The organism is Variovorax ureilyticus (genome assembly GCF_037889935.1).
Taxonomy (GTDB): domain Bacteria; phylum Pseudomonadota; class Gammaproteobacteria; order Burkholderiales; family Burkholderiaceae_C; genus Variovorax; species Variovorax ureilyticus.
The window spans coordinates 227705-239822 of the sequence record NZ_JBBKZU010000005.1; the positions used below are offsets into that span (position 1 = coordinate 227705).

The following is a 12118-nucleotide window of genomic DNA, read 5'->3' on the forward strand; positions in this document are numbered from 1 at the left end:
CTGCCGGGCCGCCGGGGTTGCCCCCGGAGAGGGGGTGCCCGAGCCACACGAAGTGGGCGAGGCTGGGGGTGAGCATCATGCGGCGAGGTGGCCGCGGGTGAACGCCTCTTCGAAGATCGAATAGCCCGACCAGTCGGCGTGCGCGAAGGCCAGGCGCCCGGCGCGCACCCGCTCCGGCGCGCCGATCTGCCGCAGCAGCCCCGGTGACGGGATCGCCATCGCATGGCCATAGCGGGTGATGTCGATGCGCGTCGCGAGCGCCGGCAGGTCGGGATGCGCCACCGACAGCTCCGCGACCAGCTCGTCGCGCCAGCCGGTCCACGGCCGATCGAGCAGTTGCCGCCGCCCGTCATCGCCATCGAAGGCGCTGGGCCCGAGCGGGCGATACCAGCTCAGCACGGTGGCGCGAGGCGTGGGGTCCAGCGACTGATGCCGCGCATCGACATAGCCGAGGCCGCGCGTGCCGTAGAGCACGTTGTCCCAGCTCGGCGCCGCGCCCGGGCGGTCCGCGAGCGGCTCGCGCACGTGGATGTTCGCGACCAGCCAGGGCGAATGCCGGATGAGGGAGCCGGCCCGCGTCAACGCGCCGGGCGGGTTCTCGACCACGCGCGAGGCGATGAACACCGGCAGCGCGACGATGCATCGCTCGGCCCGCCACCGGATGCGGGATCGCGTCGCAGCATCGAATGCATCGATCTCCACGCCGCCGCGTGTTTCGGCGATGCGAGTGACCGCATGGCCGGTCTTCAGGCGCTCGCCCAGCGGATCCGCCAGCCTGCGCATGAGCCAGGCATTGCCCTCGGGCCAGGTCAGCACCGCGTCGCGTTCCGCGTTGTCGTCGCCGGGCGCGTGAAAGCCGTGGCGGCTCGCGAAATAGTGAAGCCCCGCCCAGGCCGACACATGGGCCATTCCCGCGCCGTAGTCGTCGCGGCAGCAGTAGTCCAGGTACCAGCGCAGGTGCTCATCGGTGAAGCCTTCGCGGTCGAGCCACGCCTGGAACGAAAGCGCGTCGAGCGAAAGCAGCAGCGGCGCCCCCGGTGCCCTCAGCGTCGGGATCGCGAAGCGCGCCTCGTGCCGCAGTGCCTGCACGCGCTGAGAGAACTGGCGGTACTGCGCGAGCGTGGCCTCGCCGACTCCCTGCACGGGCAGCAGGCCGTCCTGCCATTCGCCGCGGAAGTAGAGCCGCTCCTGCGGGCTGTGGCAGAGGTGCCGCTCGTCGTATTCCCACCGCCCGGCGACGCGCCGGCGCAGGCCCAGTTCCTCGAGCAGGTCCTGCACCTCGTGCGCGTCCTCGCCGGGCACCGGCAGGTAGTGTGCGCCGAGCGGGCAGGCAATGCCGTTCACCGCGCCGCCCCGGCTGTTTCCGCCCGCGGTGTCTTCGAGTTCGAGCAGCACGAAGTCGTCGATGCCGGCGAGACGCAATGCACGCGCCGCGGCGAGGCCCGCGATGCCACCGCCGGCGATGACCACGCGGGTGCTGCGCATCACATCCGGCGCACGATCAGGCTGCAGCCTGCCGTCGCGCAGCGCGTGGCCGCGCGCCACGTCGATGCCGGTGAAGCCGCCGTCGATCCTGTGTTCGGGCGCGCAGCCGGCCAGCACCGCCGTGCTCGCGACCGCGCCGAGGAACGCGCGGCGCTTCACCGCTTGCCCCACTCCTGCTCGTAGGTGGTCACCAGCACCTGGTTCGACAGCCGGTTCACCTCGGTCGGCACGCGCGCCATGTCGAGCGGGAAGTCGAACAAGAGCGGCAGGCTCTGCGCCGAGAGGAAGCGCAATCCCGGCGGCAGGGCACCGGCATCGGGCAGGCGATACGGCCGGTGGCTCGCGATGATGTAGCCCCACTCCCCGAAGCTGGGCACATGCGCGTGATAGGGCGCCACCTGCAGTCCGACCGACTCGAGGGTCTCGGCCACGGTCCAGAAGCTCTTGCGCGCGATCAGCGGCGAGGTGGTCTGGATCACCGCGTAGCCGCTCGCCGAAAGCCGCTTGTCGAGCAGCGCGTAGAACGAGTTGGTGTAGAGCTTGCCGATCGCGAAGTTGGTCGGGTCCGGGAAATCGACCACGATCACGTCGAACGTGTCGCCCGGCTGCTGGAGCCACTGGAAGGCGTCGGTGTTCACGATCCGCACCTTCGGCGACTTGAGCGAGCCGCCGTTGAGCGCGGCGAGCGTCTCGTGATCGGTGAAGAGCCGCGTCATGTTCGGGTCGAGCTCGACCAGCGTCACGCTTTCCACCGACGGATATTTCAGGATTTCGCGCACGGCCATCCCGTCGCCGCCGCCGAGCACCGCCACCTTCTTCGGCGCACCGTGCGCGGCCATCGCGGGATGGACCAGCGCCTCGTGATAGCGGTACTCGTCGCGCTCCGCGAACTGCAGGTTGCCGTTGAGGAACAGCCGGTGGCCCGCGCTCCCGTGCGTCACCACGATGCGCTGATAGGGGGAGGTCGCACTGAAGACGATGCGGTCCTGGTAGAACTTGTCCTCCGCCAGCGTCGTGATACGGTCGGCGAGCACGAAGGCCGCCGCGAGCGCGAGCAGCACCAGAGCGCAGGCGAGCGCATGCGCGCCCAGCCGGCGCAGCTCATGGCGAAACAGCCAGAGCGCCCACACCGCGACCGCCGCGTTCATGAGGCCGAACAGCAGGCCGGTGCGGATCATGCCGAGCTGCGGCACCAGCAACAGCGGGAATGCGATCGACACCGCCAGCGCACCGAGGTAGTCGAAGGTCAGCACCTGCGAGACGAGTTCCTTCAACGCGACATTGCGGCGAAGGATGCGCATCACCAGCGGAATCTCGAGCCCGACCAGCGCGCCGACCACGAGCACCATGCCATAGAGCAGCAACCGGAACGCCCCCGGCACGTAGGCATTGGCGATGAAGAGCGCCGCCGGCAGGCCGCCGCCGATGAGCGCCACCAGCAGCTCGATGCGGAGGAAGTGCGCCGGCAACTGGCGATCGAAATAGCGCGAAAGCCACGAGCCGACACCCATGGCGAAGAGATAAGTGCCGATGACCGTGCTGAACTGCAGCACCGAATCGCCGAGCAGGTACGAACTCAGCGCCGCTGCGCTGAGTTCGTAGACCAGTCCGCAGGCCGCGACGACGAACACGCTGGCGAGCAGCGCGATCTCGACGGGCTGCGGGCCGCTCGCAGCGGCCGGACGCGCGGACAAGACCGCTCCGCTCAATGGATCGCCGCGGCGACGATCACGCAGATCCCCAGGCTCATCGCCGCCACCACCAGGCCGAGCGCCACGTTCTGCTTCTCGACGATCTCCTGCCACAGGTCATAGGGCGTGAGCTTGTCGATGACGAGGAAGCACAGCCAGAAGATGGCCACGCCCAGCAGTGCATAGACGAGCGACCCGAGGACGACGTCCGGCTTCAACCATTCAAATCCCATGATGAGGACCTCCGGATAAAAACATCATTTGTGGCCGCCGCCACTCGAATAGCCACCGTACGAGCCGCCCGAGCTGCGCATCCCGCCACCGCTTCCGCCGCTGGAACTGCTGCACGTGCTCAGGATGATCAGCAGGATGATGATCACGACGACCACCAGGATGATCGTGCCGCACCCGATGCCCGATCCGGCGCTCACCGGCAATGCATCGTTGCGCTTGAACATGTCCTTGCGGCCGGCGAGCGTGAACGCGGCCGCGACGAGGGCGCTGTCGATCTTGCTGCCCGACGACCAGGTGATTTCGCTGGCGTAGCGCTCCATCGACAGCAGCGCCGGGCCATTGGCGAAATCACGATTGAAGGTCCGCTGCCCGCGCTGGACCTGCCAGTAGAACTCGCCGGCCACGTAGCTCGTCTCGGCGTTGTAGGTGTAGAGCTGGCGGTAGACCTTGCCCAGGTACGTGGCCTTCGACCCGTCCTTGTCCATCGTCGGCGCGCCGGTGGTCGGCCGGACCATGCTCCAGCCGTCCTCCGCGTCGACCAGGAAGCTGAAGCCGCGCTTGCGATTGAACAGCAGGTATTCGCTCCAGCCGAAGTGTTCGTCGTCGCCGGGCGCCACGCCCATGCGGTGCTGGAAGCCGACCACCTGCCAATCCAGCCCCTGCAGCTGCCCCACGGTGCCGAGCGGGATCAGCGGCTGCACCGGCTCGTCCTGGATCGCGTGCCGCAACTCGCCGCCGATGCCCTGGCTCAGGTCGATGATGCTGTTGCACGACGAACAGGTGATGCTCTTGCTGTCGGCCAGGTGGACGGTGACCGTCGCGCCGCAGTTCGGGCAGTTGAAGCTGCGCGCCTTTTCTTCCTTCGCCGATTCGTCGCGCAGGCCCGTGAGCTGCAGGTCCTCGAGCTGCACGGCGCGGCCGATCCAGGCGCCCGGCGGATCGGTGTCGTACTCGAGGCTGAGCATCTGCCCGTTGTCGCCGCGCAGCTCGACCACCGCGAAGCGCCGGCCCAGCTCGGGCAGTCGCGGCAGTTCGCCTTGGGCGGAGATCAGAGCGGCCTGCTCGTTCGATGTGACGGTGTACGACTGCCCGTTGAAGGCGGACGTCGCACCGACGCGCAGGGCCGCGGCGGAAGGCGCGTCGCGCTGCAGATCGAACGGCAGCGCGAAGACGAATGCGCCGTTGTCCTCGCTCAGGATTCCGGTGCGGTCGCCGTCGAGCGTAGCGATCCATTCGGTCCAGCGTCCGCCGTCGTAGCCGTACTGCAGCCGGCCGATGAGCGTGAACGGCCGATCATGGATGCGGCCGGAGGCAAAGAGCTGCAGCGGGCTGAAGTCGTCGAACAGCTCCGCCATCTTGCCGGTGCGCGCGAGCGTCTCGCCCTGCCGCACCACGGTGCTGCGGCAGTAGGCGCACACCGCATGCGTCGATTGCGCCGAGCGGAACTCGACCGGCGCGCCGCAGCCGGGGCAGGGCGCGCGGTAGGTGCGCTGAATGGCGCCGTTCTCAGCCATGGCGCTCCGAAGAGGGCCAGCCTGCGGGTGGCTGGCCGGGTGGTCCCGCGAAAGCTGCGGGCCTCACACGAGCTTCTTGAGGAGCTCCGCCTTCTTGGCGTCGAATTCTTCCTGCGTGAGGATGCCCTTGGTCTTGAGCTCGGCGAGCTTCTCCAGCGTCGTCATCACGTCGGCCGGATCGACCACCGCGACCACCGGCTGCTGTGTGGTCGCAGCCGCGGCTGCGTTGCCCGGATTCAGCCCCTGCGCGAGGTTCTGAGCGAGCACCTGCCCCAGCGCGACACCCGCGCCCAGCCCCATCGCATCGCCGGCAATGCCGCTGCCGCCTCCCGCGCCTTCGGCGATCTTCGGGATCGCCTGCGCGGTCTGGTACTGCATGAACTTGCCCATGTCGTTGCCGACCATGCCCATGCCGATCTTCTGGTCGAGGATCTTCTGCAGCTCTTCCGGCAGCGAGACGTTCTGCACGGTGATGTTCTCGAGCTTGATCCCGATCTTCGCGAACCCGGGCACGAGCTGCCCCGCAAGCGCCTGCGCGAACTCGATCTGGTTCGCCGCGAGGTCGAGGAACGGCACGCCGCTGGACGCGATCGCGTTGCTGATGTTCTGCAGCACGAGCCCGCGCAGCTGCCCGTCGAGGTCGGCCACCGAATACACATCGCGCGTGCCCGAGATCTCGGTATGGAACAGCTTCGGATCGCCGATGCGGAAGCTGTAGTTGCCGAAGGCGCGCACGCGCACCGCGCCGAAGTCCTTGTCGCGAACCGTGATCGGCTGGGGCGTGCCCCACTTCTGGTCGACCTGCTGCCGCGTGCTGAAGAAATAGACGTCGCTCTTGAAGGGCGACTCGAAGAGCTTGTCCCAGTTCTTGAGGTAGGTGAGGACGGGCAGCGTCTGCGTGGTGAGCTCGTAGGTGCCGGGGCCGAAGACGTCGGCGACCTGGCCCTCGTTGACGAACACCGCCATCTGCGATTCGCGCACCGTGAGCGAGGCGCCGTTCTGGATTTCCATGTCCGCCATCGGGAAGCGCCATGCCAGTGTGCCGTCGCCGGTCTCGGTCCACTGGATGATGTCGATGAACTGCTTCTTGATGAAATCCATCAGCGCCATGGAGGTGCTCCTGCAAATACTCGGCCGGTGATATTGCCACAGGGCGGAAGCCCTGCTCGCGGCGCACTTCCCGTGCTTCGATGCGAAGCCCATGTTTCATGGGCGAAAGCAGGCGAGGTCTACAATCGGCGCCCTTTCAAGAAGCGTCACAGGAGGCACGGCCCAATGTCCGATCCGACTTCATCGATTCCCTCGCCCGAGGACAAACGTGCCGAACTGCGTCGCGCCGCCCTCGAATACCACGAGCATCCGGTCCCCGGAAAGATCTCGATCGCCGCGACCAAGCAGATGGTCAACCAGCGCGATCTGGCACTGGCCTACTCGCCCGGCGTGGCAGCCCCCTGCGAGGAGATCGTCAAGGACCCCGTCAACGCCTTCAAGTACACCGCGCGCGGCAACCTGGTGGCGGTCATCACCAACGGCACCGCGGTGCTCGGCCTTGGCGACATCGGCCCGCTGGCCTCCAAGCCGGTGATGGAGGGCAAGGGCGTGCTCTTCAAGAAGTTCGCCGGCGTCGACGTGTTCGACATCGAGATCGACGAGAAGGACCCGGCGAAGCTGGTCGACGTCATCGCCGCGCTGGAGCCGACCTTCGGCGCGATCAACCTGGAGGACATCAAGGCGCCGGACTGCTTCTACGTCGAGCGCGAGCTGCGCAAGCGCATGAAGATCCCGGTCTTCCACGACGACCAGCACGGCACCGCGATCACCGTGGCGGCAGCGATGCTCAACGGCCTCAAGGTCGTGGGCAAGGACATCTCGCAGGTCAAGCTCGTCACCTCCGGCGCCGGCGCTGCGGCGCTGGCCTGCCTGAATTTGCTGCTCAAGGTCGGTCTCAAGCGCGAAAACGTCTATGTCACCGACCTTGCCGGCGTGGTCTACGAAGGCCGCACCGAGCTGATGGACGACGACAAGCGCCAGTACATGCAGAAGACCGACGCGCGCACGCTGTCCGAGGTGATCGAGGGCGCGGACGTGTTCCTCGGCCTCTCCGCCGGCGGCGTGCTCAAGCCGGCGATGGTCGCGAAGATGGCGGCCAAGCCCGTGATCTTCGCGCTCGCGAATCCCAATCCCGAGATCACGCCGGAAGACGCGCACGCGGTGCGGGGTGACGTGGTCATGGCCACCGGCCGCACGGACTACCCGAACCAGGTCAACAACGTCCTGTGCTTCCCATACATCTTCCGCGGCGCACTGGACTGCGGCGCGACCACCATCACCGATGAGATGGAAGTCGCTGCGGTGCACGCGATCGCCGAACTCGCGCAAGCCGAACAGAGCGAACGCGTCGCCGCTGCCTACGCCGGCGAGAAGCTCAGCTTCGGACCCGAATACCTGATTCCGAAGCCCTTCGATCCGCGCCTGATGATGAAGATCGCGCCGGCCGTCGCCAAGGCCGCGGCCGACAGCGGCGTGGCATTGCGGCCCATTGCCGACCTCGATGCCTATCGCGACAAGCTGCAGACCTTCGTCTATACCTCGGGCACGACGATGAAGCCCATCTTCGATGCCGCGAAGCGTGCGCCGAAGAAGCGCATCGCCTTCTGCGAGGGCGAGGAGGAGCGCATCCTGCGCGCCGCCCAGATCGTGGTCGACGAAGGCATCGCGCGCCCGACGCTGATCGGGCGGCCAGCCATCATCGCGCAGCGCATCGAGAAGTTTGGCCTGCGCCTGAAGCAGGACGTGCACTACGACATCGTCAACGTCGAGTGGGACCAGCGCTACCGCGATTTCTGGCAGACCTACCACCGGATGACTGAGCGCAAGGGCACGACGGTGCAGACCGCGAAGATCGAGATGCGCCGCCGCCTGACGCTCATCGGCTCGATGCTGCTGCACAAGGGCGACGTCGACGGGATGATCTGCGGCACCTGGGGCACCACCGCCATCCATCTGCACTACATCGACCAGGTGATCGGCAAGCGCCCCGGCGGATGCGCGAGCACACAGCAGAACGTGCCGATCTACGCCTGCATGAACGGGCTGCTTCTGCCGAACCGGCAGGTGTTCCTGGTCGACACCCACGTCAACTACGACCCGACGCCCGAAGAACTCACCGAGATCACGACCATGGCGGCGGAGGAGATGATGCGCTTCGGCATCAAGCCGAAGGCAGCGCTGCTGTCGCATTCGAACTTCGGCAGCAGCAACATGCCGAGCGCGGTCAAGATGCGACAGACGCTCGAGTTGCTGCGCACCCAGGCGCCGTGGCTTGAAGTGGACGGCGAAATGCACGGCGACGTCGCTTTGGACGGCAAGCAGCGCGCATCGGTCATGCCGCACAGCGCCCTGGCCGGGGACGCCAATCTGCTGGTGTTTCCGAACATCGATTCGGCCAACATTGCATACAACCTGCTCAAGACGGCGGCCGGCGGCAACATCGCGATCGGCCCGGTCCTGCTCGGAGCGGCCAAACCTGTGCATATTCTCACGCCCAGTGCCACTGTCCGGCGCATCGTCAACATGACGGCTCTGACGGTTGCCGATGCGAACGCCGAGCGGTAGGCACTTTCGAAATAGCGACCGCTAACTTTCCGGACTTCGCCGATCCTGTTCGCCTGCTCAAAGATTGAGCAGGCGCTTGCTATTTGCGCGCCTCTGGTGCACACTTACGGGCTTGAATTTGCGGGTTAACCCCAATAAGGTTGACCCCCGATTCGGCCCTCGCTCTTTCTTTCCTGGTGCTCCATGGCGGTTTTCGCCTCGATCTCGTCCCCTGCATCCAAGTTTGCGCTCACTAGCTTCCTGCTGGTCGCTCTCGCAAATGGCGTTCAGGCCCGCGAATGGTTCGGCACCCGTACCGGTCCGTCGGCTCAGGAAACGATCGCGCTGGCCGAATTGCCGGTGCAAGGCCAGCGTACCTACGAGGCCATCTTCAAGGGTGGCCCCTTCCAGTATGAAAAGGACGGCGTGGTGTTCGGCAATCGTGAACGCCTGCTCCCCCAGGAACGTCGGGGTCACTACCGAGAGTACACGGTCGAAACGCCCGGCTCGCGTGATCGTGGCGCCAAGCGAATCGTCTGTGGAGGCGAACGCACGGCGCCCTCGGCTTGCTGGTACACGGCGGATCACTACGCGAGCTTCAGGCGGATCGTTCCCTGAGCGATGAAATGAATTTGGAGAGGCGCAGAACAGCGTCCTGAGAATAGATGACGACAACCATGGAAAGACCAGCGGAGATGACCCAATCCCTTCGTGGCGTGCGACCCAATATCGTGCAGTCGATTCGCGCATTTCGCGTGAGCGACCTGCAGGAGGCAGCACATGCGGCCGGTCAGCACTTTCTGTATGCCAACCTCGGCAATGCCCAGACCAAGCAGGACGTGCTGGATCTGATCGCGCAGCAATTCACGTTCCCCCAGCACTTCGGGAAGAACTTCGACGCGCTCTATGACTGCATGACCGACCCGCTTCACAAGTCGGGTCCGCAGCCGGGCTTCGTTATCGTTCTCGAACAGATTCCCGCCAACGCCAAATTCGACAAGGAAGCACGCGAGCAGCTTCTGGACATCTTCCGCGACGCGGCGGACTACTGGGGGGATCGAAAAATACCCTTCCGGTGCTTCTATTCTTTTCTGTAGCCCGTTCTGCACAATCCAGCCAAGCAGAACGGGCGAACGAGGCTCAGCAAACCGGCGCCGCAGGTGCCGAGATCGAGGCTCAAGAGGCTGATCCGACGGCAGAAAAGATGCCGACGGACAAACTGGTCGATGTATCTCCCCTGGCGCTGCGCATGAGCAGCCCCTTCAACGCGGGATACTGGCTCGCAGCAGCCTGACTGTTGCTCGCCCCCAGGCTGCGCGCACTTCGTGTCGCTTCGCCAACCCCCTGCCGGGGGTAACACCAGCGGGCCGGCCGAGCCGGATCCGCGGTGTTTCACGAACGAAAGCCCGTCGTTGACGGGCTTTTCTATTTGGGAAACTGCTGGGCGAGGGCGACGTATTCGGCGACCGGGACCTCCTCCGCGCGCCGCTGGACGTCGAAGGCGCCACCGAAATTCTTTTGCTCCAGCCACTTGCCAAGGCTGTGCCGCAGGAGCTTGCGACGCTGGCTGAAGGCCACCTGCACGACTTCGCCAAGCAGTTCCGCATCAACTCGGGGCGGTTCGGCCAGGGGCACCATCCTCACGACTGCGCTATCGACGCGCGGCGGCGGATCGAAGCTCTCCGGCGGCACGAACAGGACGTTCTCCATCGCGTAGCGCCACTGAAGCATGACGCTCAGGCGACCGTAATCGGAGGTCGCGGGCTGCGCGACCATGCGGTCGATCACTTCCTTCTGCAGCATGAAATGCTGATCGGCGACGAGACCCGCAAACCCCAGCAGATGAAAGAGGATGGGCGTCGAAATGTTGTAGGGCAGATTGCCGACCACGCGGAGCAACTTGTCGGGCGGTGCCGCCAGCCGATTCGCCAGCTCGGCGAAGTCGACCTTCAGCACGTCCGATTCCACGACGTCGAGTTGACCATGGCCGCGCAAGCGCTCGGCCAGGTCGCGATCGAGTTCGATCACCGTCAGGCGGCCCAGGCGTTCCACGAGCGGCTGCGTCAGTGCCGCGAGACCCGGACCGATCTCGACCATCGCATCGCCGGGTTTCGGCGCGATTTCGCGCACGATGGCGTCGATGATGGCAACGTCGGCCAGGAAATGCTGGCCGAACCGCTTGCGGGGAATGTGGGACTTCACCGTCAGGACTGCGGCGGTTCGCGATATTCCACGTAGGCGCGCGCGCGAACTTCCTGGGCCCAGGTATCCGTGTTCTGCTCGATCTTCTTCTCTCGCAGCACGGCGCGCGCCGCCTCGCGCTGCTCGACCTGCGTGAGCTTGGTCTCACGACGATCGGTCACCTGGATCAGATGCACGCCGAAGCGCGACACGACCGGATCGCTGATCTGGCCCGGACTGAGGCGGTTCATCGCCTCCTCGAACTCGGGCACGAACTGGCCGGGTCGCGACCACCCCAGGTCACCGCCGCTCTTGGCGCTTCCGTCCTCCGAGTTGTCGCGCGCAAGGCTCGCGAAGTCGGCGGAGCCCCGCTGGATGCGATCCTTGAAATCGTTCAGTTGCGCAACCGATTGGGCGGTGGTCCGCTTGGAGTCGTTGCGCAGCAGAATGTGCCGGACCTGCGTCTGCGTGACGACGGCATCGCCAATGCCCGCTTGAGACTTCGCCAACACCTTCAGCACGTGGAAGCCCGCGGGCGATCGGACGGGACCGACGATGCCGCCCACCGGGGTCGACTGCGTGGCCTCGACGAAGAGCGGGGGATAGCGATCGGCACTGCGCATGCCCATCGCGCCGCCGCCGGCACGGTCCTGCGCGTCGGAGTTTTCCTTGACGAGCTTGCCGAAGTCTTCGCCTGCGCGGGCGCGCTGGGCGAGCCCCAGCGCGCGCTGCTGCAGCTTTGCCACATCGGCATCGCCGGCGTTTTCCGGAACGATGACCAGCAGTTGCGCAATATTGAGGTTGGGCGCGACCGACGCATTGCCGCCGGCGCGCTGCTCGCGAATGAACTGATCGACCTCGACGTCGCTGATCTTGACCTTGGATTCGACCTCGTTGTTGCGCAGGCGCGTGAGTATGAGTTGTTCGCGCAACTCGCGCCGGAACTGGTCCTGCGACATACCCTCGGCGGCGACCCGCCGGCGCAGTTCGGTGACCGTGATCTGGTTCTGCCGCGCCACGGTCTGTTCGGCCTGGTCGACCGCGACGTCGTCTATCTTGATGCCCGATTCCTTGGCGAGCTGCAGCATGGCACGCTCGTTGATCATCCGCTCCAGCACCAGGCGCACGAGCTCCGCGCGTGGCATCCGTTCGGCTTCGGGGTTCTCACGCAGCACGCGCGCCACCCGGATCTGGACCTCGGTGTTGGTGACGGGTTCGGAATTGACCAGCGCGACGATGTACTCGGCCGATCGCTGCACATTGGGCGGCGGACCGCTGGTGGTCGGCGGCGGCACGATGCGCGGACCGTTGCGCATGATGTCGGTGATGCCCAGGCCCTGCGCCCCGGCGGAGGCGGCCAGTGTCGCGAGACAGGCCAGCGTAAGGATGGAGCGAATGTGTTTCATGGCGAAGCTCTGT

The 12118-nt window shown here is 66.1% G+C and carries 11 protein-coding genes; 4 read left to right on the forward strand and 7 right to left on the reverse strand.

Going from position 1 to position 12118, the window contains the following annotated elements:
- Positions 1-75 precede the first annotated feature (75 nt).
- The 5 genes from WKW77_RS13450 to WKW77_RS13470 form a co-directional block, all read right to left on the reverse strand.
- Positions 76-1644 (reverse strand): FAD-dependent oxidoreductase, encoded by a 1569-nt coding sequence (locus tag WKW77_RS13450; protein ID WP_340357345.1) that lies wholly within the window; start codon positions 1642-1644, stop codon positions 76-78.
- Positions 1641-3179, reverse strand: coding sequence for a polyamine aminopropyltransferase (locus WKW77_RS13455; RefSeq protein WP_340357346.1), 1539 nt, complete (start codon positions 3177-3179; stop codon positions 1641-1643). The genes WKW77_RS13450 and WKW77_RS13455 overlap by 4 nt, the downstream gene beginning before the upstream one ends.
- A gap of 11 nt (positions 3180-3190) precedes the next feature.
- Complete coding sequence (locus WKW77_RS13460) at positions 3191-3409, reverse strand: DUF350 domain-containing protein (protein ID WP_340357347.1); 219 nt, start codon at positions 3407-3409, stop codon at positions 3191-3193.
- Positions 3410-3433: 24 nt separating this feature from the next.
- The gene (locus WKW77_RS13465; RefSeq protein WP_340357348.1) at positions 3434-4924 is read right to left on the reverse strand and encodes a DUF4178 domain-containing protein; all 1491 of its coding nucleotides are present in this window, start codon (positions 4922-4924) and stop codon (positions 3434-3436) included.
- A 63-nt stretch (positions 4925-4987) separates the two neighbouring features.
- Positions 4988-6034 carry an SPFH domain-containing protein gene (locus tag WKW77_RS13470; RefSeq protein ID WP_340357349.1) on the reverse strand — a complete coding sequence of 349 codons (1047 nt, stop codon included), beginning with the start codon at positions 6032-6034 and terminating at the stop codon, positions 4988-4990.
- A gap of 165 nt (positions 6035-6199) precedes the next feature.
- On the opposite strand from WKW77_RS13470, the gene WKW77_RS13475 reads away from it, so the two are divergent.
- The 4 genes from WKW77_RS13475 to WKW77_RS13490 all read left to right on the forward strand — a co-directional run bounded on the left by WKW77_RS13475 (position 6200) and on the right by WKW77_RS13490 (position 9812).
- Entirely contained in the window at positions 6200-8539 is a 2340-nt protein-coding gene (locus tag WKW77_RS13475; protein WP_340357350.1) for an NADP-dependent malic enzyme, read from the forward strand.
- A 183-nt stretch (positions 8540-8722) separates the two neighbouring features.
- Positions 8723-9136: a guanyl-specific ribonuclease gene (locus WKW77_RS13480; RefSeq protein ID WP_340357351.1), complete on the forward strand. Its 414-nt coding sequence runs from the start codon at positions 8723-8725 to the stop codon at positions 9134-9136.
- A gap of 77 nt (positions 9137-9213) precedes the next feature.
- Positions 9214-9615 (forward strand): barstar family protein, encoded by a 402-nt coding sequence (locus WKW77_RS13485; RefSeq protein ID WP_340357352.1) that lies wholly within the window; start codon positions 9214-9216, stop codon positions 9613-9615.
- The gene (locus tag WKW77_RS13490; RefSeq protein WP_340357353.1) at positions 9594-9812 is read left to right on the forward strand and encodes a hypothetical protein; all 219 of its coding nucleotides are present in this window, start codon (positions 9594-9596) and stop codon (positions 9810-9812) included. Before WKW77_RS13485 ends, WKW77_RS13490 begins: the two co-directional genes overlap by 22 nt.
- A gap of 131 nt (positions 9813-9943) precedes the next feature.
- On the opposite strand, the gene rsmA is transcribed toward WKW77_RS13490, so the two are convergent.
- Together rsmA and WKW77_RS13500 are read right to left on the reverse strand one after the other, a co-directional pair.
- Positions 9944-10720 carry a 16S rRNA (adenine(1518)-N(6)/adenine(1519)-N(6))-dimethyltransferase RsmA gene (rsmA, locus tag WKW77_RS13495; protein ID WP_340357354.1) on the reverse strand — a complete coding sequence of 259 codons (777 nt, stop codon included), beginning with the start codon at positions 10718-10720 and terminating at the stop codon, positions 9944-9946.
- A 2-nt stretch (positions 10721-10722) separates the two neighbouring features.
- Positions 10723-12105, reverse strand: a complete 1383-nt coding sequence (locus WKW77_RS13500) for a peptidylprolyl isomerase (RefSeq protein ID WP_340357355.1) — start codon at positions 12103-12105, stop codon at positions 10723-10725.
- Positions 12106-12118: the final 13 nt, after the last annotated feature.

Bases quoted from the DNA above. Each gene is read 5' to 3' on its own strand.
- WKW77_RS13460 (WP_340357347.1), bottom strand. From the start codon at position 3,409: ATGGGATTTGAATGGTTGAAGCCGGACGTCGTCCTCGGGTCGCTCGTC.
- WKW77_RS13465 (WP_340357348.1), bottom strand. From the start codon at position 4,924: ATGGCTGAGAACGGCGCCATTCAGCGCACCTACCGCGCGCCCTGCCCC.
- WKW77_RS13470 (WP_340357349.1), bottom strand. From the start codon at position 6,034: ATGGCGCTGATGGATTTCATCAAGAAGCAGTTCATCGACATCATCCAG.
- WKW77_RS13475 (WP_340357350.1), top strand. From the start codon at position 6,200: ATGTCCGATCCGACTTCATCGATTCCCTCGCCCGAGGACAAACGTGCC.
- WKW77_RS13480 (WP_340357351.1), top strand. From the start codon at position 8,723: ATGGCGGTTTTCGCCTCGATCTCGTCCCCTGCATCCAAGTTTGCGCTC.
- WKW77_RS13485 (WP_340357352.1), top strand. From the start codon at position 9,214: ATGACCCAATCCCTTCGTGGCGTGCGACCCAATATCGTGCAGTCGATT.
- WKW77_RS13500 (WP_340357355.1), bottom strand. From the start codon at position 12,105: ATGAAACACATTCGCTCCATCCTTACGCTGGCCTGTCTCGCGACACTG.